Origin of the sequence: Kitasatospora sp. GP82, from assembly GCF_029892105.1 — a bacterium.
GTDB lineage: Bacteria > Actinomycetota > Actinomycetes > Streptomycetales > Streptomycetaceae > Kitasatospora.
Genome location: NZ_JARZAJ010000005.1, coordinates 212731 through 238321 on the forward strand (window position 1 = coordinate 212731; position 25591 = coordinate 238321).

General features: G+C 70.7%; 25 protein-coding genes. 11 read left to right on the plus strand and 14 right to left on the minus strand.

All coding sequences use genetic code 11. The annotated features are described in order from the left end of the window. Nucleotides 1-154 precede the first annotated feature (154 nt). The 3 genes from nhaA to P3T39_RS07540 all read left to right on the plus strand — a co-directional run bounded on the left by nhaA (nucleotide 155) and on the right by P3T39_RS07540 (nucleotide 3185). Nucleotides 155-1462, plus strand: coding sequence for a Na+/H+ antiporter NhaA (gene nhaA, locus P3T39_RS07530; protein WP_280696565.1), 1308 nt, complete (start codon nucleotides 155-157; stop codon nucleotides 1460-1462). Between the two features lie 134 nt (nucleotides 1463-1596). Further along, nucleotides 1597-2076: a phage holin family protein gene (locus tag P3T39_RS07535; RefSeq protein WP_280696566.1), complete on the plus strand. Its 480-nt coding sequence runs from the start codon at nucleotides 1597-1599 to the stop codon at nucleotides 2074-2076. Between the two features lie 149 nt (nucleotides 2077-2225). Then, on the plus strand, nucleotides 2226-3185 hold the full coding sequence (locus tag P3T39_RS07540; RefSeq protein ID WP_280696567.1) for an alpha/beta hydrolase: 960 nt from the start codon (nucleotides 2226-2228) through the stop codon (nucleotides 3183-3185). A 405-nt stretch (nucleotides 3186-3590) separates the two neighbouring features. Here P3T39_RS07540 and P3T39_RS07545 read toward each other — a convergent pair whose 3' ends face one another. From P3T39_RS07545 to P3T39_RS07570, 6 genes are all read right to left on the minus strand, one after another. Continuing rightward, nucleotides 3591-4289 (minus strand): metal-dependent hydrolase, encoded by a 699-nt coding sequence (locus tag P3T39_RS07545; RefSeq protein ID WP_280696568.1) that lies wholly within the window; start codon nucleotides 4287-4289, stop codon nucleotides 3591-3593. 141 nt (nucleotides 4290-4430) lie between these two features. Then, entirely contained in the window at nucleotides 4431-5615 is a 1185-nt protein-coding gene (locus tag P3T39_RS07550; protein WP_280696569.1) for a MarP family serine protease, read from the minus strand. A gap of 237 nt (nucleotides 5616-5852) precedes the next feature. Continuing rightward, nucleotides 5853-6530, minus strand: coding sequence for a CoA pyrophosphatase (locus tag P3T39_RS07555; protein WP_280696628.1), 678 nt, complete (start codon nucleotides 6528-6530; stop codon nucleotides 5853-5855). A gap of 23 nt (nucleotides 6531-6553) precedes the next feature. Further along, nucleotides 6554-7417 carry an endonuclease III gene (gene nth, locus P3T39_RS07560; protein WP_280696570.1) on the minus strand — a complete coding sequence of 288 codons (864 nt, stop codon included), beginning with the start codon at nucleotides 7415-7417 and terminating at the stop codon, nucleotides 6554-6556. Nucleotides 7418-7528: 111 nt separating this feature from the next. Beyond that, the gene (locus P3T39_RS07565) at nucleotides 7529-9049 is read right to left on the minus strand and encodes a carboxylesterase family protein (RefSeq protein WP_280696571.1); all 1521 of its coding nucleotides are present in this window, start codon (nucleotides 9047-9049) and stop codon (nucleotides 7529-7531) included. Nucleotides 9050-9203: 154 nt separating this feature from the next. Further along, nucleotides 9204-9833, minus strand: a complete 630-nt coding sequence (locus tag P3T39_RS07570) for a TetR family transcriptional regulator C-terminal domain-containing protein (RefSeq protein ID WP_280696572.1) — start codon at nucleotides 9831-9833, stop codon at nucleotides 9204-9206. 148 nt (nucleotides 9834-9981) lie between these two features. On the opposite strand from P3T39_RS07570, the gene P3T39_RS07575 reads away from it, so the two are divergent. From P3T39_RS07575 to P3T39_RS07595, 5 genes are all read left to right on the plus strand, one after another. After that, the gene (locus P3T39_RS07575) at nucleotides 9982-10248 is read left to right on the plus strand and encodes a hypothetical protein (RefSeq protein ID WP_280696573.1); all 267 of its coding nucleotides are present in this window, start codon (nucleotides 9982-9984) and stop codon (nucleotides 10246-10248) included. A gap of 329 nt (nucleotides 10249-10577) precedes the next feature. Next, nucleotides 10578-11108 carry a hypothetical protein gene (locus P3T39_RS07580; RefSeq protein ID WP_280696574.1) on the plus strand — a complete coding sequence of 177 codons (531 nt, stop codon included), beginning with the start codon at nucleotides 10578-10580 and terminating at the stop codon, nucleotides 11106-11108. 536 nt (nucleotides 11109-11644) lie between these two features. Next, complete coding sequence (locus tag P3T39_RS07585) at nucleotides 11645-12154, plus strand: methyltransferase domain-containing protein (protein WP_280696575.1); 510 nt, start codon at nucleotides 11645-11647, stop codon at nucleotides 12152-12154. A 149-nt stretch (nucleotides 12155-12303) separates the two neighbouring features. Continuing rightward, the gene (locus P3T39_RS07590; protein ID WP_280696576.1) at nucleotides 12304-13320 is read left to right on the plus strand and encodes a sigma-70 family RNA polymerase sigma factor; all 1017 of its coding nucleotides are present in this window, start codon (nucleotides 12304-12306) and stop codon (nucleotides 13318-13320) included. A 139-nt stretch (nucleotides 13321-13459) separates the two neighbouring features. Beyond that, nucleotides 13460-14089: a maleylpyruvate isomerase N-terminal domain-containing protein gene (locus tag P3T39_RS07595; RefSeq protein WP_280696629.1), complete on the plus strand. Its 630-nt coding sequence runs from the start codon at nucleotides 13460-13462 to the stop codon at nucleotides 14087-14089. A gap of 27 nt (nucleotides 14090-14116) precedes the next feature. Here the strand turns inward: P3T39_RS07595 and P3T39_RS07600 are convergent, their stop codons facing one another. After that, nucleotides 14117-14896 carry an MBL fold metallo-hydrolase gene (locus tag P3T39_RS07600; RefSeq protein WP_280696577.1) on the minus strand — a complete coding sequence of 260 codons (780 nt, stop codon included), beginning with the start codon at nucleotides 14894-14896 and terminating at the stop codon, nucleotides 14117-14119. A 135-nt stretch (nucleotides 14897-15031) separates the two neighbouring features. On the opposite strand from P3T39_RS07600, the gene P3T39_RS07605 reads away from it, so the two are divergent. Both P3T39_RS07605 and P3T39_RS07610 read left to right on the plus strand, forming a co-directional pair. Next, nucleotides 15032-15814, plus strand: a complete 783-nt coding sequence (locus P3T39_RS07605) for a hypothetical protein (RefSeq protein ID WP_280696578.1) — start codon at nucleotides 15032-15034, stop codon at nucleotides 15812-15814. A gap of 155 nt (nucleotides 15815-15969) precedes the next feature. Continuing rightward, entirely contained in the window at nucleotides 15970-16476 is a 507-nt protein-coding gene (locus P3T39_RS07610; protein WP_280696579.1) for a peptidylprolyl isomerase, read from the plus strand. Between the two features lie 368 nt (nucleotides 16477-16844). Here the strand turns inward: P3T39_RS07610 and P3T39_RS07615 are convergent, their stop codons facing one another. Together P3T39_RS07615 and P3T39_RS07620 are read right to left on the minus strand one after the other, a co-directional pair. Next, complete coding sequence (locus P3T39_RS07615) at nucleotides 16845-17483, minus strand: TetR/AcrR family transcriptional regulator (RefSeq protein WP_280696580.1); 639 nt, start codon at nucleotides 17481-17483, stop codon at nucleotides 16845-16847. Between the two features lie 67 nt (nucleotides 17484-17550). Next, complete coding sequence (locus P3T39_RS07620; RefSeq protein WP_280696630.1) at nucleotides 17551-21621, minus strand: beta-ketoacyl synthase N-terminal-like domain-containing protein; 4071 nt, start codon at nucleotides 21619-21621, stop codon at nucleotides 17551-17553. A 308-nt stretch (nucleotides 21622-21929) separates the two neighbouring features. On the opposite strand from P3T39_RS07620, the gene P3T39_RS07625 reads away from it, so the two are divergent. Beyond that, the gene (locus P3T39_RS07625; protein WP_045303663.1) at nucleotides 21930-22604 is read left to right on the plus strand and encodes a Crp/Fnr family transcriptional regulator; all 675 of its coding nucleotides are present in this window, start codon (nucleotides 21930-21932) and stop codon (nucleotides 22602-22604) included. Between the two features lie 106 nt (nucleotides 22605-22710). On the opposite strand, the gene P3T39_RS07630 is transcribed toward P3T39_RS07625, so the two are convergent. The 5 genes from P3T39_RS07630 to P3T39_RS07650 form a co-directional block, all read right to left on the minus strand. Then, nucleotides 22711-23532, minus strand: a complete 822-nt coding sequence (locus tag P3T39_RS07630; RefSeq protein ID WP_280696581.1) for an MBL fold metallo-hydrolase — start codon at nucleotides 23530-23532, stop codon at nucleotides 22711-22713. Beyond that, complete coding sequence (locus P3T39_RS07635; RefSeq protein WP_280696582.1) at nucleotides 23529-23717, minus strand: hypothetical protein; 189 nt, start codon at nucleotides 23715-23717, stop codon at nucleotides 23529-23531. Before P3T39_RS07635 ends, P3T39_RS07630 begins: the two co-directional genes overlap by 4 nt. Nucleotides 23718-23823: 106 nt before the next feature. After that, nucleotides 23824-24684, minus strand: a complete 861-nt coding sequence (locus P3T39_RS07640; RefSeq protein ID WP_280696583.1) for an NUDIX domain-containing protein — start codon at nucleotides 24682-24684, stop codon at nucleotides 23824-23826. Between the two features lie 68 nt (nucleotides 24685-24752). Then, nucleotides 24753-25223 (minus strand): RidA family protein, encoded by a 471-nt coding sequence (locus P3T39_RS07645; RefSeq protein ID WP_280696584.1) that lies wholly within the window; start codon nucleotides 25221-25223, stop codon nucleotides 24753-24755. After that, the gene (locus P3T39_RS07650) at nucleotides 25223-25381 is read right to left on the minus strand and encodes a DUF4177 domain-containing protein (protein WP_095874066.1); all 159 of its coding nucleotides are present in this window, start codon (nucleotides 25379-25381) and stop codon (nucleotides 25223-25225) included. Before P3T39_RS07650 ends, P3T39_RS07645 begins: the two co-directional genes overlap by 1 nt. Nucleotides 25382-25591: the final 210 nt, after the last annotated feature.

Sequence of the window (25591 nt, forward strand, 5' to 3'; positions counted from 1 at the left end):
ACATAGGCCATAAAATACGACAAACCGGATATCGTGCCGAAGTTCCCAGTAGACTGTCAAAAACGCAACAAGGTTTCTGAGGCGCGCCGGGAAGTCTGGTCGGCACTGCACCACAGGTGCATCCATCTGCCGCCCCCGCCTTGGAGGTCCCCTCGTGGCCACTCCGCCGTCCACCGATCGCCGCCAGTTCCTCGACCGGCTCTCGCTCCCCGAGCGCAGATACATCACCGACGCGCTGCGCACCGAGACCGTGGGCGGCATCCTCCTGCTGATCGCGGCCGTGGTCGCACTCATCTGGGCCAACGCCTGGCCACATGCCTACGCGAGTGTCCTCGACTGGAATATAGGGCCCTCGGTCCCGCTCCACCTCGATCTGAGTCTTGAAGCCTGGGCCAAGGACGGTCTGCTGACCATCTTCTTCTTCGTGGCCGGTATCGAACTCAAACGCGAGTTCGTGGCCGGTGAGCTGCGCACGCCGAGCGCGGCAATGCTCCCGGTGGTCGCCGCGGTCTGCGGCGTCGCGCTGCCCGCGATCGTTTTCGCCCTCGCCAACAGCGGCGCGGGCGGCCACCCTTCCGGCTGGGCCATCCCGACGGCGACCGACATCGCCTTCGCGCTCGGCGTACTCGCCGTGGTGGGCAGTCACCTGCCCTCCGCACTGCGGGCGTTCCTGCTCACCCTGGCGGTCGTGGACGACCTGATCGCCATCCTGATCATCGCGATCTTCTACAGCTCGGGCATCAAGTTCTGGGCGCTCGGTCTCTCCTTCGCCGGTCTGGTGCTGTTCTGGTTCCTGCACCGGCACGGCGTACGGGGCTGGCACCTGTACGTGCCGCTGGCCCTGGTGATCTGGGCGCTGATGCACGAGAGCGGCATCCACGCCACCGTGGCCGGTGTGGCCATGAGCCTGGTGCTGCGCTGCCACACCGAGGGCGACGAGAAACACTCCCCCGGCGAGCACATCGAGCACCTGGTGCGCCCGCTCTCGGCGGGCGTCGCGGTGCCGGTCTTCGCGTTGTTCGCGGCGGGGGTGACGATCTCGGGCCCGGCGCTGAAGGAGGTCTTCACCCAGGCGACGCCGCTCGGCATCATCCTCGGCCTGCTGGTCGGCAAGACGGTCGGCATCTTCGGCGGCACCTGGATGGCCGCCCGGTTCACCCGGGCCGAGCTCAACCCGCAGCTCAAGTGGGCCGACCTGTTCGCGGTGTCCACCCTGGCGGGCATCGGGTTCACCGTCTCACTGCTGATCAGCGAGCTGGCCTTCCCCGATGACCCGGCCCTCGCCGACCGGGCCAAGGCCGCCGTGCTGGTCGGCTCGCTGCTCTGCGCGCTGGTCGCCACCGTGCTGCTGAAGCTGCGCAATCGCCACTACCGGCAGCTGTGCGAGGACGAGGACCGCGACTCGGACGGCGACGGCCCTCTCGACGGTCAGGGCCCGGACGTGTACCGGCAGCGGGCCTGAGAGGACGGCGTGTCAGGTGGGCGCTGCCATGACACGTCGCCCGGCGGAGCCCCCGGAGTGGTGCCTGACTGACCGGTAGGGGCATGATTCTGAGCTGTCGAGCAAACGGAAGCCGTGTCGAAGGAGAACCGCTGATGCCCGCAGGAGCCGCAGACCCGTCCAGCAACGGCCGGGTGCCCTACGAGGGCGAGCGTTCGGTGGGCCAGCTGTTCGCGGCGGCCACCGCCGACCTGTCCGCCCTGGTGCACGACGAGATCGCGCTCGCCAAGGCGGAGATCCGACAGGACGTCAAGCGTGGGGTCTCCGGTGGCGTCTCACTGGCAGTCGCGGGTGTCGTGGCACTGGCCGCTATCCCGATGCTGAGCTTCGCCGCCGCGTACGGGCTCCAGGCCCTGGGCCTGACCCTTGGCTGGTCGTTCCTGATCGTGGCCGGTGCGTACCTGCTGCTGGCCGCGGTGCTCGGGCTGCTGGCCCTGCGCTCGTTCAAGAAGATCGAGAAGCCGCACCGCACCATCGAGGGCGCCCAGGCGACGGCGGACGTGCTGAAGAACGCCCGACCGCGCCCGGCCACCAAGGAGGAGATCGACCGCGCCCTGGGCCGCATCCCGCAGTAACCGGGAGCCGGCGGGCGGCGGCGTCAGTGCGCGGCGGCGCCGATGTGCGCCGCTGCCGATGTACGGCGGCACCGGTGTGCGGCAGGGCGTTCACCGGCCGGACGAGTGCCGGGGACGTGTTCTCGGCCGAGGTATGACAGGCTCTCGGTATGCCGTTGGACCAGAAGCCCGTGCCCGCTCCGGCCGCCGACCCCAGGCCCGCCGAGACCGCCTGGACCGTCCGCTCGGACGGCCCGTGGACGCACCGCGATCTGGCGGCCAACGGCGCCCGCTTCCACATCGCGGAGGCGGGCGAGGGCCCGCTGGTCCTGCTGGTGCACGGCTGGCCCGAGTACTGGTGGGCCTGGCGGCACCAGCTCACCGCACTCGCCGAGGCCGGCTTCCGGGCCGTCGCCCTCGACCTGCGCGGTATGGGTGGCAGCGACCGCACCCCGCGCGGCTACGACCCCGGCAACCTGGCCCTGGACATCACCGGCGTGATCCGTTCGCTCGGCGAGCGGCGGGCCCACCTGGTCGGCCATGGCAGTGGCGGTTCGCTGGCCTGGGTCGCGGCCGTGATGCGGCCCTCGGTGATCCAGAGCCTGACCGTGGTCTCCGCCGCACACCCGCGCCAGCTGCGCCGCGCCCTGCTGACCGACCGTCGGCAGATGGCCGCCTTCGACCACGTCCTGGGCTTCCAGCGGCCATGGATACCGGAACGCCGACTGGTCGCGGACGACGCGGCGCAGATCGCCGAGTACCTGAACGCCTGGACCGGCCCCAACCAACTGCCGCCCGAGGCCCTCGCGGCGTACCGACAGGCGATCCAGATCCCCAGCACCGCGCACTGCTCGATCGAGCCGTACCGCTGGCTGCTGCGCTCGATGGCCCGGCCCGACGGGATCCAGTTCGCCCGGCGGATGAAGAAGCCGATCACCGCGCCGACCCTGCACATCCAGGGTGCGGCCGATCCGGTCGTGCTCTCGCACACGGCGCTCGGCGCGGGCGAGTACGTCTCTGCGCCGTACCGGTGGCGGCTGCTGCCCGGCGTCGGGCACTTCCCGCACGAGGAGGCGCCGGAGCAGTTCTCGGCGGAGCTGATCAGCTGGGTGCGGGAGCACAAGGCGTAACGCCACAGGGGTAACGCAGGGCCCCACCGGTTACCGGCCGCCGGTCCGTCAGGTACCGAGCGGCCGGGCGCCGATTTAGTAACGATGGATCATATGACAATCGCATAGGACAAATGGATCGCCCGGCACGATTACCTCCCTCGACCCACGGGCATCCATCCGGTATGACCTGGATGCCCGACCGCGATGCTGCCCCGCGCCAACGCCGCCGCAGCAGCTCGCAGCACCTCGTTCAGCAGCCCGACTGGCCGTACGACGGCACCGGGCGGCCCCGGCGCTCAGGGGCGCATCGGCTGGGCATCCCGCGCATTCTTGGGCGGCGCGCCCGTTGGGTGAGCGCACGCCTGAGGCGCGAGGGTTGAGCCGAGCGCCCCGAGTACCGTCTGCCGGACCTCGTTGATCCGGTCAGTTGACGACGGTGGGCCCCAGGAAGGCGAAGCCCAACATCACAAACGTCACCGCGCTCATGATCGGGACCAGGATGTTGGTCTCCATCTTGTTGCCCGTGCGCTTGATGAGGACGATCTCGTAGCGCTCCTTGTGCGGCCAGAGTAGCGGCGCACCCATCTTGGTGAGGCAGTCGCCCAGCAGGTGCGCCAGCGTGCCGAGTGCCACCGCGTACGGCAGCCAGCCCGGCGCGTCCGGCAGGTAGCGGTCGAGCACCACGGTGCCCAGCCCGGCCAGCCCCACCACCGTGAGCCAGGTGTGGTGGCCATGGCCCGGCACGTGCGCGTTGAGCGCCTTCAGCGCCATGGCCAGCAGGAAGAACGTCATGCCGACGGTGAACCAGCGCCCGCCGAACGTCACACCCGCCCAGGTGCCGCCACCCATCAGCGCGACGAAGAGCAGCGAGTGTGTGGCGTGGCGGTGGCCGCCGGAGGCCCAGGCGACGAATCGGCAGAGCGCCTTGGAGAGCGGGCCCATGAAGTTGGCGATGGTGCCGTCGTGGTGGTCCAGATCCGGCAGCAGCGCGGCGCCGGCGGCGAGCACCGTACCCATCAGGATGTCCGCCGGCTTCAGATGGGTGCCCAGCAGCAGCGGGGGCAGGAACGGCGCGGAGACCGCGTACAGCATTGCGCCGCTGACCGCGTGCGAGTGACCCATCATGACGTTCTACGACCTCCCGTCGGACCCGTTCCGGTGCTGCTCGGTTGAGCCGAACGGGTGAGCGCGGCCGACGCTATCAGGAGGAACTGACACACCGCCGGATTCGGGCGCCGACGGCCCGTCAGATGGCGCGGCAGGTCAGAGGGCGCAGCCCTCGGTGTCCACTCGACCGGTGGCCTGGCTGCCGAGCACGGCGTCCTGGCGGACCTCGTCGGCGGTCAGCACGTAGCCCGTGTCCGGACTGTCCAGGGACTTGGCGAAGACCACCCCGTACACATGACCGTCCGGGCTGAGCAGCGGACCGCCGCTGTTGCCCTGGCGGACCAGGGAGCGGACCGAGTAGACGTCGCGGACCACCTGGCCCCGGTGGTAGATGTCCGGGCCGTTGGCGTCGATACGGCCGCGGATACGGGCGGGCTGGACGTTGAAGGCGCCGTTCTCCGGGAAGCCCGCGACGATGGCGCTGTCGTTGGACCTGGCGTCTCCGGCGAAGGCCAGTGCGGGGGCGTTCAGCCTGGGCACGTCGAGGATGGCGATGTCGCGCTGCCAGTCGTAGCGGACCACCGTGGCGTCGTACAGCTGACCGGTGCCACCGACCTGCACGGTCGGCTCGTTGACACCCCCGACCACGTGGGCGTTGGTCATGACCCGGTGGGGGGCGAAGACGAATCCGCTGCCCTCCAAGGTCTTGCCACAGGCAGTCGCCGTACCGACCACCTTGACCAGGCTCTGCCTGGCCATCGCCACCGCCGGGCTGCCCGCCAGCGCCGGATCGGGTGCCTCGACCTCGGTGATCGGCTCGTGCTCGAAGGGGTTGAAGACCTGCGGGAAGCCGTTGCGCGCCAGCACCTTGGTGAAGTCGGAGAACCAGTTCGGCGCGTCGGCGGGCAGCGTGCTCTGCACCCCGCTGAGCACCCTGGAGGTGCGCACCTGCTTGGAGATGGTGGGCAGCGAGGTACCGGCCAGCGCGGAGCCGATCAGCCAGGCGACCAGCAGCATCGAGATCACATTGACCACCGAGCCGCCGATCGCGTCCACCGCCCTGGCCTGGCGGCGGCCGATGTGGCCACGCAGCTTCCAGCCGAAGTGCGTGGTCACCGCCTGGCCGACCGCCGCGAAGACGATCACCACGACCACCGCCACCACCGAGGCCGTGGTCCCCGGGCTGAGGTGCCTGAGCAGCAGGGGCAGCAGCTGGACCGCGATCAGACCACCCCCCAGGAAGCCCAGGACGGACAGCACACCAACCACAAAGCCCTGCCGGTATCCCGACACGGCGAAGCCGAGTGCGGCGGCGATCAGCAGCAGATCCAGGACATTCACCCCGATACCCTCCCACGTGCACCCACCCGGGGGGCGGCGGCCCCGGCCGGACCGGTGGTGACGGTCGGCCCGGTCCTCACGATTGGTCCGGTCTGTCCGGTCTGTCCGGTCGGCCCGGTCCGCCTGGGCTGCCTGGTCTTCACGGTCCTCACGGTCGGCCTGACTGCATTGTGCGTGCGGCGGCGGACAAACCAGGGCCTGCGCTCGTTATCGTCTGCCCTGTTCTGCTCGTGTCCGTCAGCTGCGCGGGCGAGCGGCGCTGCGGAGAGCGAGACCGGCGGCTTCCTCGGACAGGGTGAGGGTACGGGTGGTGTCCCACGGGCGCTCCAGTCCGCTGTAGTGCAGCACGCGGTCGATCACCCCGGCGGTGAAACCCCAGACCAGCCGCCCCGCCACTTCGAAGGCCGGACCGAGGTGACCCGAGGGATGCGCCAGCCGGGCCCGGTTCGCCGGATCGGCCAGTTCGGCGATCGGCACCCGGAACACCGCACCGGTCTCCGCCGGATCCACCGGACCCACCGGCGTCTCCCGGCGCCACCACCCGAGCACCGGGGTCACCACAAAGGCGCTGACCGGGATGTAGAGCGCGGGCAGCGTCGCGAAGACCTGCACACCCGAGGGGTCAAGACCCGTCTCCTCCTCGGCCTCGCGCAGCGCGGCGGCCACCGGCCCGACGCCGTCCGGGTCACCGTCCTCCGGGTCCAGCGCGCCGCCGGGGAACGAGGGCTGCCCGGCGTGCGAGCGCAGCGAACGAGCCCGCTCGATCAGCAGCAGGTCGGGCCCCGAAGGGCCCTCCCCGAAGAGCATCAGTACCGCAGAGCGCCGACCACCCTCGGGTGGCGGCAGGAACCTGCTGATCTGCTCCGGCCGCAGCCTCTCGGCTGCCGCCCGTACCGGCAGCAGCCACTCCGGCATCCCGTCCCGCTCGACCGCGCCCGTCACTCGTTACCCCCGATCGTCTCCACGCCCACTGCCGCGCCGATCCCGTTCGCCGCGCCGGCGGCCTGGCCCGGGTAGTCGGCCGGCGGCCTGAGCCGCTGCCCGGGCTGGCCACCCATCTCGTACTTCAGCAGCTTCTGTGCCTTCTCGGGATCGGTCTCCCCTTCCCCGTACGAGGGGCAGAGCGGGGCGATCGGGCAGGCGCCGCAGGCAGGCTTGCGGGAGTGGCAGATCCGGCGGCCGTGGAAGACCACGCGGTGCGAGAGCATCGTCCACTCGGACTTGGGGAAGATCTCGGCCACCGCCGCCTCGACCTTCTCCGGGTCCTCCTCGGTCGTCCAGCCGAACCGCCGGGCCAGCCGCCCGAAGTGGGTGTCCACGGTGATACCCGGCACGCCGAACGCGTTGCCGAGCACGACATTGGCGGTCTTCCGACCGACGCCGGGCAACGAGACCAGATCGTCCAGCCGCCCGGGGACCTCGCCGTCATAACGGTCACGGATGGCTGCCGAGAGGCCGATCAGCGCCTTCGCCTTGTTCCGGAAGAACCCCGTCGGCCGGATGATCTCTTCCAGTTCCTCCGGCACGGCCATCGCCATGTCCTCCGGAGTCGGGTACTTCGCGAACAACGCCGGTGTCGTCTGGTTCACCCGCAGGTCCGTCGTCTGTGCCGACAGCACCACTGCCACCAGCAGTTCAAACGGGTTCTCGAAGTCCAACTCCGGGTGTGCGTACGGGTACAGCTCCGCCAGCGCCCGGTTGATCCTGCGGGCACGCCGCACCATCGCCAGGTGCGACTCCGGCTTCCTCGGCTTCGCGACCGCCTTCACTGCCGCGACCTTTCGGGCCTTGCTCTCTGCCATGCCCCGAAGGCTACGCCGTGTGCGGACGTCCAGGGGCGAGTCGGCCGCAGTTGCCCGGCCTCCAAACCCAGGGCACCGCCGCCGGGGTTGGCGTGCACCGGGTGATGTTCGTCAGGGCAGCTGGGACCAGAAGTCGCAGTTGTGCTCCTTGGCGAGGTCGACGGACTGGACGCCGCCGGGCCTGAGGGCCACCGCGCCGGCGTCCCGGAACCGAGGCCAGGGCCGGCCGGTACTCGCGAAAGCCGCCCAGGAGCGGATCATCCGGTCGGAGAGGAGCTGCTGGTCCGGGGTGAGCTTCGCCGGCCAGTTGGTGACATCGAACAGGTAGGGCAACTCCGAGCCGTGGTAGGCGCCGTAGCGAAATCCGGGCGGAAGCCCGAGCGGAGCGGGTGCGTCACGGTCGGCGAATTCGTAGGCATAGAGCGGGGTGCGCCGGGCCAGCAGGCGGTCACCGGTCAGGGTGGGGCAGGACCAGATGCGGTCCGTGGCGACGGCAGCCCAGGCCAGCACGGGTGACGGGTAGTCGCTGAGCGGATACCGTTCGGCGACCAGGTCTGCCTGGCTGCCGAAGCTGTCGGTGAGCAGTTGCCGGTAGCGCTGCGGGGTGATCGGCTCGTGCGCGTTCAGGGCTGCCGCCCATCCCCGGTGCTCGTCGCGGTTGCCGCCTTCGAGAACCGGAACGCGCTGGAACCGGCCTTCGCGTAGCGCCGACCCCGGTTCGATCGGGAGAAGAGGGGTGTCGTAGGCGGGCTTGGTGAACATGCCGGTGCTTATCGCGGACAGGTCGGCGGTGGACTTGTGCCGCAGGCACTCGAGCGTGCCGCAGCCCACCCGGGCGGCGAACCCGCTGCCGGTGGCCTCTGTCGCGGTCCGGCTGGTCCAGGGCGAACCGGCCGGCATACCCGGCCAGAACAGGTTCTTCGGGTAGTCGATGAGGCAGGAACCGCTCTGGATCAGCGCCTTGTCGAACAGGCCTGCCGCCGAGGGCGAGGTCAGCTGGGAGCACACGCTCATTCCGCCGGCGGACTGCCCGGCCAGTGTCACGTTCCGGGGATCGCCTCCGAAGGCGGCCGCGTTTCGCCGTACCCATCGCAGCGCGGCCTGCTGATCGGCCAGCCCGAAGGTGCCCGAGTCGGGCAGCCCGGGGTAGCCGAAGTAGCCGAAGACGCCCAGCCGGTAGTTGACGGTCACCACCACCACGTCACCGGTGACCGCCATCCGGTGCGGGTCGTAGTCGCTTCCGGCCCCGGAATCGAAGCTGCCACCGTGCAACCAGACGACCACCGGTCGCCGCTTGGCCCCGGCCGGTGCGGTCACATTGAGGTAGAGGCAGTCCTCGTTGCCGGTGAGGTGGTCTGCCGGCCCCTGCGGGCACGGGTTGCCGGGTACGGCCGCCTCGCGTACCCCGGACCACGGTGCCACCGGCTGCGGATCGCGCCAGCGCAGCTCGCCGACCGGCGGCGCGGCGTAGGGAACACCCTGGAAGCTCTGGTAGCCGTCATGGGCTGTGCCGCGCACCGGACCGGAGTGCGTGGCGACCACCACGTCCTGGCTCGCGGCCCGGGCCGGCACCGCGGGTGAGGCGAGAGCCGCGATCAGTGCGGCCGCCACGAGTATCGGGAATCGCGTCATCGGGAGCCTTCCGTTCAGTACGACAAGGAGCCGGCCCTGACGGTACAGGCGTATCACGAAGAGGGCAATGGACCTCGGGCGAACCGAACATGCACAACCTCGGTTCACGCCAGGAGGGTTGGGGTGACAGGTCCAACACTCTGCGGCGCTCGGCTCACCGCGGGGAAAGGTCGGTGGCGGCGGCCGGTCCGAACAGTTCGTCGAGGTGGTGAGAGAGGACCGCGAGCGCGGCCTCGCCGCTGCGCTGGCCACCGAGGACACTGGAGCCGAGGCCGTTGGTCATGGCCAGCAGGCCGGCGGCGGTCAGCTCGGGGTCGCGCTCGGCACTGACGTCTCCGGACTGCCGGGCGGCCCGGATCTGCTTGGCCAGGAAGGATTCCAGCATGTCCGGATACGTGGTGCCGTGCTGTTCCGCGAGCCTCGGCTCGCTGAGGACCAGGGTGTAGTAGGCGGCGTAGGTACGGGTGATCCGCCGACTTTCGGCATCTGTGGGCAGGATGCTGGAGAGGATCGCGGTGACGATGCTGCGTGGGTTGGGCGGACTGCCCGCAGCTGCGATCCACTTCTGCATGCGGACCTGGAGCTGTGCGCTCAGGCGGGCGAGCGCGTCCATGAGGAGCTCGTCCTTGGTATGGAAGTAGTACTGCACCAGACGCAGCGACACACCGGCCTCGGCGGCAACGACCCGCATGCTGGCCGCCTGCAGGCCCTGGGTGTCGGCGATCCGCAGGAGCGCCTCGGCGATTTGAGCACGGCGCTGCTCGTGATCGACGCGGGTGGACACTTCTCAAGCACCTCCAGGATCTGATACAACCGTATCACCAGTCTGGGTGCGACGCTGCCGGCACCATCCCGCTCCGCGCCTACGGTCGCGCGGGCGAGTGCTTGCGGCCGCCACGGGTGACAGCACCGAAGGCAAGGGGGGCCGGCGGATGAGCGGGATGCGAAGGGCGCTCACCTGGGGCGCCATCGCCGCCCAACTGCTGTCCACCGCTTCATGGTTCGTCGGCGGTCTCGCGGAGGGACGAGGCTATCGCGCCTCCGCGCACGACATCAGTGACCTCGGTGCACCGACGGCCGACCACCCGTGGATCAAGCTCGCGGCGCAAGGGGTCGCCGGCGTTGCGGGTGCGGGTGCGGGCGACGAGAGAGCGGCGCACCGGAGGGCCGGAGCGCAGCAGGAGGCCGTCGAAGACTAGGCGCATCGAGGACAACCAGACGCTGCTCGCCCAGCTGGGCGTCGCAGGCAGCAGATGATGCCCACCGCCCCGTACGCGTCGCGTCGGCCGCCCCCGCAATAGTCGCAACCGCGATCCAACGGCCCACCCGCAGCGGATCACAGCAGCGCCACAGCTCACAACCGCCTTCGACAGTCGGCAGATTGAGCCGTTCCGGACAGCCACCTCGGGCGGCATGGTGAAGCTAGCACCACCCCCAAGTCGGATAGCTGGGCTACTGTTTCCGCTCTCTTCGCGGGCCATGCTCAAGAACGTGCTCGAAATCCGAGTGCGGGAAGGAGTCAGCTGCCATGGCCATCGCAGAGCAGACAACGCTCGCTTCCGAGCAGGCGGAACGCGGCCGGGCGAGCGCTCCCGAGCAGCGCATCTGCGTTGCCGGGGCCGGCAGAGCCGTTGATGCGGGTGGTTCGGGCGGCGCCGTCGATGCGGGCGGTCCGTCCACCGGCCTGCACCGGTGGACAGCGACCGCGCTGGCGCTTCTCGGTCTGGCCATGGTCCCGTGGGTCATCGTCCTGCACACCGGCCTGCCTGCCACCGCGGTGGCCTCACGCTGGGCCTGGACATGGACGGGGCTGGACTCCCTGGAGGCCCTGGCCCTGTTCTCGACCGGCATGCTCCTCCGGCGGCGAAACGGCCGAACTGCCCTGGCAGCCATGGTCAGTTCGACTCTACTCGTGGTCGACGCGTGGTTCGACACAATGACTGCGGCCCCCGGCTCCGACTTCACGATAGCCGTGGCCATGGCTGTCTGCGCCGAGCTGCCCCTGGCGGCCGTATGCGCGACGCTCGCCGTCCGGGCGTCCCCTCACCCCGGGAGCTGAACTCACCCCGACCTCCGCCCAGTCCAGCCTCAGCGTCCCCGCTTCCTTCTCACCTATCCCCGGCTCGAACCACGCTTCCCTCACGCTGGAGCGGCAGTTGGCGCGACCGCGCTCGCCGCTCCGTAACCGGCGCGACCCACAAGGACATTGCTCATGGTGTAGCTAGCGCCACCACAAAGTCGGGTGCCAGCGTTAACGACACTGGGCGCGCTCTCCGCGATCGTTGAAGCAGCTTCGAAGCCCGGCCTCGGCCGCTCGGACCAGAAGCTACGCCTATGAAGCATCCGCACGGGCGCCTCGGCCGCATGGCCACCACCCAATCAGACACACTTCCTCGGAGAGAGGCACCTGTAACCGTGATCAATGTCCCGACCTCACCCACCTCCCGCAGAGCCCTTCGGCGCACGGCCATCGGTGGTTCCGTCGCAGCGGCCGTGGCCGCCTGGTGGGCATTCGACACCGCTCCCTACCCGTACGCCCAACACCGACTGCTGGACCTTCCACTCCCCTTCCTGACACTGCGTCGACTGGATGTGATGCTCGGCCCGCGTCCTGGCGAGCGGCTGCTGGAGATCGGGCCGGGCACGGGTCTGCAGTCCCTCCATGTCGCACCGCAGCTGGGCTCCGAGGGGCGGTTGGACATCGTCGATATCCAGCAGCCGATGCTCGACCATGTCATGCGTCGCGCAGACGAGCGGAGCATCGGGAACATCGTGCCCGCCCTGGCTGATGCGCACCGACTTCCCTACTCCGACGCCAGTTTCGACGCCGCCTATCTCGTGACTGCACTCGGCGAAATACCTGAACCGACGCAGACACTGAGCGAGCTGCGTCGCGTGCTGAAGCCCGGCGGCAGGCTGGTGGTCGGCGAGTTCTTCGACCGCCATCAGATCCGGCCCGCCCACCTGATCGCCCACGCCGACTCCGCAGGGCTTGCCGTGCGAAAGCTCATCGGCCCACCCTTCGCGTACTACGCCCTGCTGCAGCCCCGCACGATTCCCGGGATCGAGCGGCGGCCGGCGGCAGTTCCTGCCGACCCTTCTTGATCGAAAGAATCGGTCCCCATCCGGCAGGCGTCCCCCACCAGCTGCCTCACCGAAGAAGTCCGCCTTCCCGCCGCCCACGCCTGGCCCCGCAGCTGTGTCGGAGACGTCCGGTAGGTTTCGCTGCACATGGACTCGACGTGGGGGCTTCGATGGCTGATCTCAAGCTGGCAGACGGTGCGTCAGCCCCGACCGACGAACCGTTGGAGCTTCAGCTGGAGCGGTTCCGCACCGAACTGACCGGATACTGCTACCGCATGCTCGGATCGGCGTTCGAGGCCGAGGATGCCGTGCAGGAGACGATGATCCGGGCATGGCGGGGCCACCAGGGCTTCGAGGGCCGAGCAGCGCTGCGGTCGTGGCTCTATCGGATAGCGACCAACGTGTGCCTGGATGTGCTGAACGGCCGGAAGAACCGGGCCCGTCCGATGGACCTGGCGAGCCCGTCCACGGTGGCGACGGCGAGCCTCGCGAAGCTCCCAGAGATAACGTGGATCGGCCCGGTGCCCGACGGGCGGGTGGTGACGGAGTCCGGGGATCCGGCAGAGCTGACCATGCAGCGGGAGTCGGTGCGGCTGGCGTTCGTCTCGGCGCTGCAACGGTTGGCGCCGAAGCAGCGGGCGGTACTGATCCTCCGCGAGGTGCTCGGCTGGCGGGCCACCGAGGTCGCCGAGCTGCTCGGCACCACGGTGGCCTCGGCCAACAGCGCACTGCAGCGGGCCCGTTCGACGCTGGCGGCGCGCAAGGCAGCAGCCACCGATCCACTCCGGCCGATGGACCAGGAGCAGGCGGCACTGCTGTCCCGCTACGTCGCGGCGTTCGAGCGTTACGACATGGACGGACTGGCCGGCCTGCTGCACGAGGACGCCACGCTGTCGATGCCGCCGTACGAGCTGTGGCTACGCGGGCACGCCGACATCCGCGAGTGGATGCTCGGTCCGGGCAGCGGATGCCGTGGCTCACAGTTGATCACGACCGCGGCCAACGGCACCCCCGCCTTCGGCCAGTACCGACCGAGCCCCGACGGCGGCTACGAGCCGTGGGCACTCCAGGTGATCGAGGTGTCAGCCGGTCGGATCGTCGGGCTCAACTCCTTCCTCGACACCGCTGCGCTCTTCCCACTCTTCGGCCTGCCCTCCCGCCTGGACGCGCAGAGCCCGAACACGTAGAGCCCGGGCTGTTCGCCGACTGGCTGCGCCAGGCACATGAACTCGGCACGGCGGAGAGCTGATCGGCTGCACAGTTGCACAGCGAGGCCATCGGTGGGCGGGCGGAGCGTAGGCTCGCCGAGCGAAGGAGGTATAGATGATGCAGCATCAGAACGACTCGAACACAGACCTGTTGGCGACTCTGTGGCGATCGTGGGCGGAACGCGGGGCGCAGCTGAGGCCCGATGAGTGGGCCGGTCCCACGCGACTGCCCGGGTGGTCGGTACATGCGTTGTTCGCCCATGTGGCCCCCGATCCGGCGATGTTCGGCCAGTTGCGGGGTGCCCTGACGGAGGGGCCGGCCGCGATCACCGGTGGGGCGGAGATTCTCAGGGTCTACAACCAGCCCGGCGGAGTGGCCCACGTCTCGGCGGAGGCCGTCGAGGAGCGGGCACGACAGGTGGCCGAGTCCGTGCCCCCGGAGGTGCTGCTCGTCCGCTTCGCCGAGGAGGGGCCCAATGCCCTTTCCGCGCTCGCCGACATACCGGCCGACGCCGTGATCGCGCACCCGATGCTTGGCAGTGTCACCTTCGGAGCGCTTGGCGAGGTCGCCGTCATGGAGGCCACGGTGCACCTGCTCGACCTGATCGCCGCGGTCGGTGGTCCTCCGCCGCCCACCGCCGCGCTGGAGGCGACCCGAGGGCTGCTGGTCGCCGTGGCCGATCCGATCGCCTTCATCGAGGCCGCGACCGGGCGAACGGACGCCGCTGTGCTGCCGGTTCTGCGGTGACGGAACGGCCGGTCCGTCCTCCTGCTCTCAGGGGAGCGGACCGGCCAGCGCACTCGGCCGGGCGGCGAACTCGGCCTCGGGGCTGAACCGCGCTTCGAGGCCGTCCGCGAGGGCGCTCAGCGCCCGGGCTCCGTCACCCCGATAGGAAGAGCCGTGCATGACGGCGCGCGTCTGGGGCTTGAGGTCGGCGAGCGAGCGCGGCGTTGCCACCGCAGCGGTGAGGCACGAGGTCTGCCGGAACACCTGCTCCGAATCCAGAGCGAGTTCGACAAGGTCGCGGTCCGTGACCGCCGGTCCGTTGCCGAGGTGGGTGAACAGGTCGCCGCAGAAGAGGGTTCGGGTGTTCTCCTCGAACAGCACGCGGGCTTCCCAGTTGTGCGGCACGTGCGGGGTGTTGATGTTGCGCACCTGTCGACGCACGCGCCTGCCGTCCAGGTCGAGGGTCTCACCGTCGTCCATCGGCCGAGGCGGGCGGTCCGCCAGGTCGTTGAGGGAGACCAGGCACCCCAGGGTGTTGTGGGCCGCCTCGGCGTGCGGCGCCACGGCGAGGAACTCGTTCATGGCTCCGCACTCGTCGGCCTCGATATGTCCGAAGGCCACCCAGCGCAGCCGCTCCAGCGGCACTACGCGGCCGACCGCCGCGGAGACGGCCGGGAAGAGCTGTCGCATTCCCGTGTGGAAGAGCAGCGGTTCCTCCGCCGCGATCAGGAACTGGTTGAAGGTGAAGCCTGCGGGCGGCGCGATCTCGGCCACAAAGGTCGAGATCCGGTAGATGCCTTCGGCGATCTCGTCGACGCGTGTCTCCACGGCGCGGCTCTCCTCTTCGTGACAGCGTTCTTCGGGACAGCGTTTTTCGGGACAGCGTCTTTCGGGCATCCGTCCCGGCCGGGCCCTCGGGCTTCTTCAGGTTGGCTTCAGAAACCGTGTGCGATCCTGCCGCCCATGACGACAGCGCAACTCCGGCAGAACGGCCCGCAGGCCCCCGTCCGGCACGCGATGAGCAAGGTGCCGGAGGTGACGGCGCTCTTCTGGATCATCAAGGTGCTGACCACCGGGATGGGTGAGACCGCCTCGGACTACCTGGCCCACGTGATGGACCCGATGATCGCCGTCGCACTCGGCGGTCTGGGGCTGGTGGTGGCACTGGCGGTGCAGTTCAGCGTCCGCCGCTATGTGGCCTGGATCTACTGGACCGCCATCGTCATGGTGAGCGTGTTCGGCACGATGGCCGCCGACGTCCTGCACGTCGCGCTGAACGTGCCGTACCTGGTGTCCACCCCGTTCTTCCTGCTCGCACTGGCAGCGATCTTCGGCGCCTGGTACGCGACCGAGCGGACGCTGTCCATCCACAGCATCCACACCCGGCGGCGGGAGGCGTTCTACTGGGCCACGGTGCTGGCCACCTTCGCCCTCGGCACCGCCGCCGGCGACCTGACCGCGGTCACCATGAACCTGGGCTACCTGGATTCGGCCGTCCTGTTCGCCGTGCTGATCGCCGTCCCCGCCCTGGCTCACCGGTGGATGGGACTCGGTGCCATTCCGGCCTTCTGGGCCGCGTATGTGCTGACCCGGCCGCTCGGTGCCTCCCTCGCGGACTGGATGGCGCTGCCGCACTCCCGGGGCGGCCTCGGCCTCGGGCTCGGACCGGTCACCATGGGCTGGACACTCGCGATCCTCGCCCTGGTCGGCTATCTGGCCGCGACCCGCAAGGACGTCGCACGCTGAGACCGACCGGCACATGGTGGGCGGACGCCGCCCACCATGTGCCGTTGTGTTGAGCGCCCACCCGGCGGCGCGGCACGTTCCTGAGGATCTATCAAGATGCGGCCCGGCCCGTGCCAAGCTGTTCCCTGGCTTGTACACCACGAAAAGGGAGCACCATGACCACGGTCCAGCTGAGCACCAACTTCGGCAACATCGTTCTCGAACTCGACGAGGCCAAGGCCCCCAAGACCGTCGAGAACTTCCTGAAGTACGTCCGCAGCGGGCACTACGACGGCACCGTCTTCCACCGGGTGATCAACGGCTTTATGATCCAGGGTGGCGGATTCACCGAGCAGATGGTGCAGAAGCCGACCCAGGCGCCTGTTCAGAACGAGGCCGACAACGGGCTGAAGAACGACGCCTACACCGTGGCGATGGCCCGGACGAGCGACCCGCACTCGGCGACGGCCCAGTTCTTCATCAATGTCTCGGACAACGACTTCCTCAACTTCTCGGGGAAGACCGCGAGCGGCTGGGGCTACACCGTCTTCGGCAAGGTCGTCGAGGGCCAGGACGTGGTCGACTCGATCAAGAGCGTCAAGACGGGCAACCGTGGCGGCCACGGGGACGTTCCCGCCGAGCCCGTGGTGATCGAGAGCGCCACGGTCCACTCGGCGAACTGATCGACTACCGGCCTGACAGGCGAGCGCGGGCGGCGGCGACGGCACTGTCCGAGGCCCCGCCCGCCCGCTGCGGAAATGAATGACGGTGGGGACACAGGTATTTCGGGGAATCAGCACGCCAGGTCGAGGATTCCTCATTGTGTGCTCTCCCCCGGGTTGGGGAAACGGTCAACCATGACCCGAACGGAAACCCACTCCGTGTACGGTGACGATCCAGGTCCCGGCGTTCAGCTTGTTGCACAGACCACTGCGTCGCAACATTCACCCTGAAACGCAGTCGCCTTGATACGCAGTCGCCTTGATACGCAGTCGCCCCGGCGCACGGCCACCTCGGTGCCCGATCACCCGGCGGCCGCCCCGGCCGGGCATCAGGAGGAGCCCGTATCCGGCCCCTCCGGCCTCCTCCTGATGCCGTTCAGGATGATGCCGAGCATCTGCTCCAGCTCACCCTGCAACGGCCGCCGGTTCTCGGCCCGCGCCCAGCGGTAGAGCGCACCCAGGTAGGTGTCCCGCAGGATGTTCCCCACCAGGACCGGGTCGACGCCGGGGGCGAACTCCCCTCCGGTCCGCCCCCGTTCGACGATCTCGGCGAAGATGAGCGCGGCGTACGGCTCCTCCAGCAGCGGCTGGCCCGCCTGCACCCAGGCCTGCAACATGGCAGGCGTGGTGTGCCGCTCCTCCTCGTTGATCCGGCTGAGCACCGTCATGCAGCGCTGCAACCGGAGTTCGAACTCGCCCCCCTCCGCGTACACGTCCCCCTCCAACTCGGCCTTCAGCCGGGCACGCCGCCGTTCACCCCACTCGGTGATGAGGTCTTCCTTGCGCTGGAAGTGGTTGAAGAACGTCCCCCGCGCGACATCGGCACGCTCGGCGATCGCGTCGACCGACGTGGCGTCATACCCCTGCTCGGCGAAGAGCTCCAGAGCAGCCTGGTAGACGCGCTCCCTGATGCGCTGCTTGTTGCGCTCGCGCCGCCCCGGTGCCGCTGTCGCGGTCGGCCTGTCCATCCGCTGCGTCTCCCCCTGTGCCTCGATGGTGCTACCGGCCGACCGCTGACAGCCCCCCGGCCGAAAGTTATACCAGAAGACATTCTTGGTCTGCAGTACATCTTTTTCCCGAGGTGCCGCCGGACATCAGGGCGGCACACAGCTGGGCCAAGGTCTCGGGACCCAGCAGCCGGTCCGCCGAGACCGTCAGCCCGCACTCCCGCTCCAGGCGGCGGCGCAGCTGCACCGCCATGATCGAGTCCAGACCGTGCTCACGCAGCGAGCGGCGCCGCTCCATCCGCGCCACCGGCAGCCCCAGCACGGCGGCGGCCCGGGTCAGCACGGCATCCTGCTCCAACGCCTCACGCGGGATCGATCTCTGAGTCGCCGTCAATCTCCCTGCCGCATCCGGCGGAGCCGAGGACTGCGGCGGTACCCGGCCGGGCTCCGCAGCCGGGACGAACCTGCTGAAGGCGGCCACGGCTCCCGCCGGACGGCCTGCGAGGCGGTGCAGCGTGATACGGGAGAACTCGGCCAGCAGGCCGCCGTCCAGGTCGAGCAGCGTGACCTCGGCACGGTCGGGGCCGTCCGGGTCGGCCGGGGTGAACCGGACCAGGCTCCAGTAGTCCGCCGGCAGTTCCGGCGTGATCAGGTTCACCCGGCCGATCCCCGTCGGCAGGTAGGTGGCCCGCTCCGCGTCGGGGGCACCGGTCCTGGGCCAGACGGCGAGCAGCGGTTGGAGGGCGGCCTCCCAGAGCGCACCCTGCCGGGCGACACCGTGCCGGCTGTCCGCCCGCGCGGCCTTCCCGGCCGCCTCACCGGCGCCCCAGGCGGCAGGGCGGGACATCCGGGCCACCGCCTCGCCCTCGGCGCGCCACAGCCGCCGGACGGCCCGCAGATGGGGCGGGATCTCGTACCCGCGAGCCCGCGCGGCGGTCAGGAAGGCGTCCGCAGAGAGGTAGTCCGTGCAGCGGGTGAGCGCGCCGTCCAGACGGTCCTCGACCTCGGCCGACGGCCGGTCGTCGAAACAGCCGTCCCTGACCGTACGCAGCCGGGCGTGCAGGCCGAACACGGCGTTGTCGCCGGGACCAACCGCATGGACGGTGGTCTCCCATGCCTCGGGCCCGGCCGCCGCCAGCGGCCGCCAGCGCACCCGCAGCCCCTCCGCCCAGCTCTCCTCGACCAGCTCCGAGCCGAAGCGGACGTCCTCCAGGACGCACCGGTCCCCGGCGGTCGGGCCGAAGGAGAAACGGTTCAGCCCGGCCAGCAGGTACACCGCAGCGGGCAGCGGCATACTCCCTCGGAAAGCGGTGCCGCCGACCCGGCCCAGCGGCAGGACCAGGCTCCGCTCCTCGGCCCGGTACAGCGTCCGCTCGTCCGGCGCGGGCTCCTCCCGGTGCTGCTCGGTGTCCCAGGTGTAGCTCGGCAGCGGCGCGCGCCTGGTGGCCTCGCCGTACCAGCGCCGCCAGTCGATCCGGGTGCCGTGGGTGAACAGGCGACCCGCCGCCCTGGCCATCGCCAGGGTCTCCGACTGCCCCCGGTACAGGCTCGGCACCACCCGGGGTACCGCTCCGGCCATCGCCAGGGTCTCCTCGGTCGCGGCCGTCAGCAGCGGGTGCGGACTGATCTCCAGGAAGACGTGCTCGCCGCGCCGGGCCAGGGCGGCCACCGCGTCCGCGTACCGCACCGGCCTGCGCAGGTTGTCCACCCAGTACTCGGCGTCCAGCTCGCCGCCCAGGACCGGGCGCCCGTGCACCGTGGAGAACAGCTCCACCTCCCCCGCACCCGGCCGCAGGTCCGCGAGCGCGGCGAGCAGGTCGTCCCGCAGCAGGTCCATACCGGGTGAGTGCGAGGCGACGTCCACCTTCACCGGGCGGCAGAACACGCCACGGGCCCGCAGCTCGGCGGCGATGACGTCGAGGGTCTGCCCGTCACCGGCCAGCACGCTGGACGAGGGCGAGTTCTCGACGGCGAGGCCGGCCCCGTCGCCGAAGCGGGCGGCCAGCGACTGCGCCTCGTCCCCGGGCAGTTCGACCAGCAGCATGGCGCCCCGTCCGGACAGCCGCGCCATCAGCCCGCTGCGACGGCAGATCACCGCCGCCGCGTCCGCCACCGACAGGGCCCCCGCGACCCGGGCGGCAGCGCTCTCCCCCATGCTGTGCCCGAGGCAGACCTGCGGTTCGACCCCGTGCCTGCGCCAGACCTCGGCCAGCGCCACCTCCATCGCCCACAGCACCGGCTGCACCGCCGCCACCCCGGAGGGGAGCCCGCTGCCCTCGGCGGTCAGCACCTCCAGCGGCGAGCAGCCGGTCTCGGCACGGACCGCCCGGTCGCAGTCGGCCATCGCGGCCCGGAAGGCCGGCCACTGCTCCAGCAGCTCACGGCCCATCCCCGCCCACTGGGACCCCTGCCCGGGAAAGACGAACACGGTCGGCGCCCCGTCCACCGCCGGATCCGCCCCCACCCCGCCGTAAGGCGTCTCCTCCCCCTTCGCCAGCGCCCGAAGGACCGCCGCAAGACCGTCGTGCTCCGTCCCGACCGCCCACAACCGGAACGGGTGCGCATCGCGGTACAGCGCGGCGCCAGCGCACAGGTCGCGCAGCGCGTACGAGCGCCCGGGTCCACTCGGGCCCAGGTGCGCGGCGTAGGCACGCGCCAGGTGCCGCAGCGCACGGGGCGACCGCGCCGACAGCACCAGCAACTCCGGCCTGCCGACCGCTCGTTGCACCGCCTCGACCGGCGCCGTGTCGGCTGCCCGTCGCACCGCCGCCTCGACCGGAGCGGACTGCGGTTCCTCCCGCCCGTCGCCCACCGTCCCCGCAGTCTCGTCCGCGACCGCCCCCGCCGGCTCGTACGCCCCCACCACCACATGCGCGTTGGTCCCCGACAGTCCGAACGAGCTGACGCCCAGCAGCGCCGTCGGCCCCCCGGTACACAGCGGCCCGTTCGCGGTGGCCACCCGCAGCGGCAGCTCGCCCTCGGCCAACAGGCGGTGGGCGGTCCGGTAGTGCAGTGAGGCGGGCACCTGACCGTGCCTCGCCATCAGCACCGCCTTGATCAGTCCGGCGATCCCCGCCGCCGCCTCGGCATGCCCGATATTGGACTTCACCGAGCCGATCGACAGCGGCCGGTCCGCCCCCCTCTGCCCGCCCATCGCCTCGGCCAGGGCGCTCAGCTCCACCTCGTCCCCGGCCACCGTCCCCGTGCCGTGCGCCTCGACATAGTCCAGCCGCGCCGGGGAGATGCCGGCGCTGTCGCAGGCCGCGCGGAGCATCTGCACCTGGCCGGCCACCGCCGGGCGCAGCAGGAAACCGCTGGCGCGGCCGTCGTTGGTGACCGCACTGCCCAGCAGCAGGGCCTGCACGTGGTCCCCGTCGCGCAGTGCGTCCGCGAGCCGTTTGAGCACCACGACGCCGACGCCCTCGCTGCGGACGAAGCCGTCGCCGGAGGCGTCGCCGAACTTGCACCGGCCGTCGGCGGCGAGCATCCCGGCCTGGGAGTAGGCCACCGCGTCGTCGGGGGCCAGGATGATGTTGACCCCGGCCGCGATCGCCAGTTCGCTCTCGCCGGTGAGCAGGCTCTGCCGGGCGGCGTGCACGGCGACCAGCGAGGAGGAGCATGCGGTGTCGATGACGACGCTGGGACCGCGCAGGTCCAGCGCGTAGGAGAGCCGACCGGCCGTCACGGCCCGGAGACGACGGCCCGCCGAGTCGTGTATCCCGCGTCTGGAGAGCGGTTGCGGCAGGTCGGCGTACTCACCGGTGGCCTGCCCGACGAAGACCCCGGACCGGCTGCCCGCCAGTGCTGACGGGCGGATGCCCGCGTCCTCCAGCGCTTCCCAGGCGACCTGGAGCAGCAGGCGCTGCTGGGGGTCCATGCATCTCGCCTCGGCGGGCGAGATGCCGAAGAACCCGGCGTCGAAGGCGAAGACGTCCTTCAGGAAGCCGCCGTGGCGCGACATCGTCTTTCCCGGCGTACCGGGCTCGGCCTCGTAGTACGCCTCGATGTCGAAGCGGTCGGCCGGGACCGGCGTCACGGCATCGGTGTTGTCCATGAGCAGGGACCAGAAACCGTCGATCCCCTCGGCCTGCGGGAACCGGCACCCCATGCCGACAACCGCCACCGGCTGGTTGAGCTCCCTATGTCCGGCACTCCCCATAGCCACAGATCTCCCTGTCCAGCAGGCCGCTGATGTCGATTGCTGTTCTCCAGTCCAAACATGGACTGGACTGCATCGTATTGGTCTAGTCCTAGCCTTGGGAGTGCCGTCCCGCCCCAGTCGCCACCGGACGTATACGGACGCCGAAGCGGTGCTGCGCCGGGGATTCAAAGGTCACGGTGAGTACAAATGGCCGCGTACCACGCACCACGCCCCACCCCTCCTCATATGATCGGAGCGACATGCGTCATCCTTGGTGATGCAGTCTTGACGAGAAAGACCGCCCCACACCCAGCAGGAGGAAGCTCGTGGACGACGTTCTGCGGCGTGCCGCGCTCTTCGCGGCTCTCGACGACGACCAGGCCGCTGAGCTGCGCGCTTCCATGACCGAGGTGACCCTCGCCCGTGGCGAGTCGCTGTTCCACGAGGGCGATCCGGGCGACCGGCTCTACGTCGTGGTCGAAGGCAAGGTCAAGCTGCACCGCGCCTCGCCGGACGGCCGAGAGAACATGCTCGCCGTACTCGGCCCCAGCGAGATGATCGGCGAGCTCTCGCTCTTCGACCCGGGCCCGCGCACCGCCACCGCGACCGCCCTCACCGAGGTCAAGCTGCTCGGCCTCGGCCACGGCGACCTGCTGCCGCTGCTGCACGCCCGCCCCGAGGTGTCGATCGCGCTGCTGCGCGCCATCGCCCGCCGGCTGCGCCGCACCAACGACGTGATGTCGGACCTGGTCTTCTCCGACGTCCCCGGCCGCGTCGCCAAGGCTCTGCTGGACCTCTCCCGCCGCTTCGGCGTGCAGTCCGAGGAGGGCATCCACGTCGCCCACGACCTCACCCAGGAGGAGCTGGCCCAGCTGGTCGGCGCCTCCCGCGAGACGGTCAACAAGGCGCTCGCGGACTTCGCCGGCCGTGGCTGGCTCAAGCTGGAGGCCCGCGCGGTCGTCCTGATGGACGTCGAGCGCCTCTCCCGCCGCTCCCGCTGATCCGAACCACGTCCGAGGGCCCGTGAGCTTCCACTGCTCGCGGGCCCTCGGGCATGCAGTTCGGGGCGAGGGACGGCTCTGGCGGCGCGAGGCTCTGAGGTGGGCCTCAGATCAGGCCGTGGTCCTCCAGGTAGCTGAGCTGTGCCTGCACCGACAGCTCGGCGGCCGGCCACAGCGTCCGGTCCACATCCGCGTAGACCCGGGCGACCACCTCGGCGGCCGTCCGGCAGCCGGCCTCGACGGCCGTCTCCACCTGGGCGAGCCTGGTGGCCCGGTGGGCGAGGTAGTAGTCGACCGCGCCGAGCGCGTCCGCGAGCACCGGGCCGTGGCCCGGCAGGACGGTCCGTACGCCGTGCTCGGCCGCCATGGTGTGCAGCCGGCGCAGCGAGTCCAGGTAGTCGCCGAGCCTTCCGTCGGGGTGGGCGACCATCGTGGTGCCCCGGCCGAGCACCGTGTCGCCGGTGACGATGGCACCGTCGGCGGGCAGGTGGAAGGTCAGCGAGTCGGAGGTGTGGCCGGGGGTGGCGAGCACCCGCAGCTCCAGGCCGCCGATGTCGAGCACCTGGCCACCGTGCAGGCCCTCGGTACCGAGCCGGCGGTCGGGGTCCAGGGCGCGGACCTCGGTGCCGGTCAGCTCGGCGAAGCGGGCGGCGCCCTCGGCATGGTCGTGGTGGCCGTGGGTGAGCAGGGTGAGGGCGATCCGCTTGCCCCGGCTCTCGGCGGCGTCGACGACCCGGCGCAGGTGGCCCTCGTCCAGCGGGCCGGGATCGACCACGACCGCGAGCTCGGAGCCGGGCTCGGAGAGCAGCCAGGTGTTGGTCCCGTCCAGGGTCATCGGCGACGGGTTGGGCGCCAGGACGCAGAGTGCCCGGGGGGTGGCCTCACCGCCGATGGTGGCGGCGGGGTCACCCGGGAGAAGACCGCTCACCGGCCGCCCTCGCTGATCCGGATCAGCGTGCGCGAGGGAAGGGGGCGCACCAGCGGGCGCTTGCCGCACTCGTCGGCCGGTACGTCGTACCGGCCGACCGGCGTACGGGCCGGGATCGGACGGACGAGCCGGTCACCGCCGGACAGGGCGTGTGCCGGGCGCAGAGCCACATCGTCGTGGTTCATCGGGCGAGGTTCCTTCCTGAGAGCGCAGAACAGGTGCGGACGGTACGGGAGAGTCGGGCAGTACGGCAGGTGCAGGCGGAGCGGCAGGTGCCTGCGGTCGTCGCGGTCACGGCGGGAAGTGGCCGTCGATGGTCAGCTCCTCGTACCCAGACCATCGCACCGTCAGGCGGTCACCGGCCACCGTGGCACGGCCTAGGACGGGTTCGATCCTGCGGTGCGCGGCCGCCGCGAGTGCCTCGGCCGCCGTACGGACCGGCAGCAGCTCGCGCAGCACCGTCACGGTCGGCGGCAGCATGCCGTAGCGGCCCTCCGCGTGGCCCTCGACGGCCTCGGCGGGCGACAGCCAGGCGACCCGGTCGGCCTCGCCGACCTGGACCGCTGCCTGCTGGTCGGCCGGCAGTGCGGCGACGAAGAACCAGGTGTCGTACCGGCGTTCCTCGAAGGCCGGGGTGACCCAGCGGGCCCAGGCGCCCAGCAGATCGCTGCGCAGGACCAGGCTGTGCGCCCGCAGGAAGTCGGCGAAGGAGAGCTCGTGCGCCTCCAGGGCGGCCCGTTCGGCGGACCAGTCCCGCGGTTCGGCGGTGCCGTGCGGGTCGGGTCCCGCCAGCAGGACACCGGCCTCCTCGAAGGTCTCCCGGACCGCCGCGCAGACCACCGCCTGCGCGGTCCCCGCATCCACGCCGAGCCGCTCGCCCCACTCCTTCGGGGAAGGCCCTGCCCAGCCCAGCTCGGCCTCGGCGTCCCGGGGGTCCACGCCGCCGCCCGGGTAGGCGTACATCCCGCCCGCGAAGGCCATCGAGGTGCGGCGGCGCAGCAGGTACGCCTGCGGGCCCTCGGCCCCGTCGCGCAGCAGTACCACCGTGGCGGACGGCTTGGGCACGGGCGGGCTCAGCTCGCCGGACTCGACTGCGCGGATCCGGGCAGGCCAGGACGGCGGCATCGGGAGCGACGGTGCTCGATGATCCATGTCCGGATGCTAAGCGTGCGGGGCCGGGGTTGGACAGAGCCCAACCCCGGCCAACCGCATCCGTCGGATCAGGCGCCGGCCTTGACCCGGACCTGGATCTCGACCTCGACCGGGGCGTCCAGCGGCAGCACCGCTACGCCGACCGCGCTGCGGGCGTGCACACCGGCCGCGCCGAGCGCCTCGCCGAGCAGCTCGCTGGCGCCGTTGACGACGCCGGGCTGGCCGGTGAAGTCGGGGGCGGAGGCGACGAAGCCGACCACCTTGACGACCTGCTCGATCCGGTCCAGGTCACCGATCACGGACTTCACGGCGGCCAGCGCGTTGAGCGCGCAGATCTGCGCGAGCGCCTTGGCCTGCTCCGGGGTCACCTCGGCGCCGACCTTGCCGGTGTGCTCCAGCTTGCCCGCGACCATCGGCAGCTGGCCGGAGGTGAACACGTACTCGCCCGAGCGGACCGCCGGGACGTACGCGGCCACCGGCGGCGCCACCTCGGGGACGGTCAGACCGAGCTCGGCCAGCTTCTCCTCAACCTTGCTCATCAGCTCTTCTCCCGCTTGAGGTAGGCAACCAGCTGCTCGGGGTTGTTCGGCCCCGGAACGACCTGGACGAGCTCCCAGCCGTCCTCGCCCCAGGTGTCGAGGATCTGCTTGGTGGCGTGCACGAGCAGCGGCACGGTGACGTATTCCCACTTGGTCATGGCGCTGACTCTAGACGAGGAGCGGCCCAGGACCGACGCGGTACGCACCGCGCCCGCGCACCCCGCGCCGCCGATGTGATGTGAAGCACAAAGAGGGCATGAATCCCCGGGGGTGCCAGGGTGCTCCGGGCATCGGGCGCCGCTGCTGGTTACCCTCGCGGGAAGGGCACCTCCCGGTGCCGGCCAACGGACGGACGGAGACGGAGCGTG

Bases quoted from the DNA above. Each gene is read 5' to 3' on its own strand.
- P3T39_RS07650 (WP_095874066.1), bottom strand. From the start codon at position 25,381: ATGACCAAGTGGGAATACGTCACCGTGCCGCTGCTCGTGCACGCCACC.
- P3T39_RS07645 (WP_280696584.1), bottom strand. From the start codon at position 25,223: ATGAGCAAGGTTGAGGAGAAGCTGGCCGAGCTCGGTCTGACCGTCCCC.
- P3T39_RS07555 (WP_280696628.1), bottom strand. From the start codon at position 6,530: ATGCCGGAGTGGCTGCTGCCGGTACGGGCGGCAGCCGAGAGGCTGCGG.
- P3T39_RS07635 (WP_280696582.1), bottom strand. From the start codon at position 23,717: ATGAACCACGACGATGTGGCTCTGCGCCCGGCACACGCCCTGTCCGGC.
- P3T39_RS07590 (WP_280696576.1), top strand. From the start codon at position 12,304: ATGGCTGATCTCAAGCTGGCAGACGGTGCGTCAGCCCCGACCGACGAA.
- P3T39_RS07585 (WP_280696575.1), top strand. From the start codon at position 11,645: ATGCTCGGCCCGCGTCCTGGCGAGCGGCTGCTGGAGATCGGGCCGGGC.
- P3T39_RS07595 (WP_280696629.1), top strand. From the start codon at position 13,460: ATGCAGCATCAGAACGACTCGAACACAGACCTGTTGGCGACTCTGTGG.
- P3T39_RS07620 (WP_280696630.1), bottom strand. From the start codon at position 21,621: ATGGGGAGTGCCGGACATAGGGAGCTCAACCAGCCGGTGGCGGTTGTC.
- P3T39_RS07540 (WP_280696567.1), top strand. From the start codon at position 2,226: ATGCCGTTGGACCAGAAGCCCGTGCCCGCTCCGGCCGCCGACCCCAGG.
- P3T39_RS07610 (WP_280696579.1), top strand. From the start codon at position 15,970: ATGACCACGGTCCAGCTGAGCACCAACTTCGGCAACATCGTTCTCGAA.
- P3T39_RS07640 (WP_280696583.1), bottom strand. From the start codon at position 24,684: ATGGATCATCGAGCACCGTCGCTCCCGATGCCGCCGTCCTGGCCTGCC.
- P3T39_RS07535 (WP_280696566.1), top strand. From the start codon at position 1,597: ATGCCCGCAGGAGCCGCAGACCCGTCCAGCAACGGCCGGGTGCCCTAC.
- P3T39_RS07605 (WP_280696578.1), top strand. From the start codon at position 15,032: ATGACGACAGCGCAACTCCGGCAGAACGGCCCGCAGGCCCCCGTCCGG.
- P3T39_RS07575 (WP_280696573.1), top strand. From the start codon at position 9,982: ATGAGCGGGATGCGAAGGGCGCTCACCTGGGGCGCCATCGCCGCCCAA.
- P3T39_RS07615 (WP_280696580.1), bottom strand. From the start codon at position 17,483: ATGGACAGGCCGACCGCGACAGCGGCACCGGGGCGGCGCGAGCGCAAC.
- P3T39_RS07565 (WP_280696571.1), bottom strand. From the start codon at position 9,049: ATGACGCGATTCCCGATACTCGTGGCGGCCGCACTGATCGCGGCTCTC.
- P3T39_RS07580 (WP_280696574.1), top strand. From the start codon at position 10,578: ATGGCCATCGCAGAGCAGACAACGCTCGCTTCCGAGCAGGCGGAACGC.
- P3T39_RS07545 (WP_280696568.1), bottom strand. From the start codon at position 4,289: ATGGGTCACTCGCACGCGGTCAGCGGCGCAATGCTGTACGCGGTCTCC.
- nth (WP_280696570.1), bottom strand. From the start codon at position 7,417: ATGGCAGAGAGCAAGGCCCGAAAGGTCGCGGCAGTGAAGGCGGTCGCG.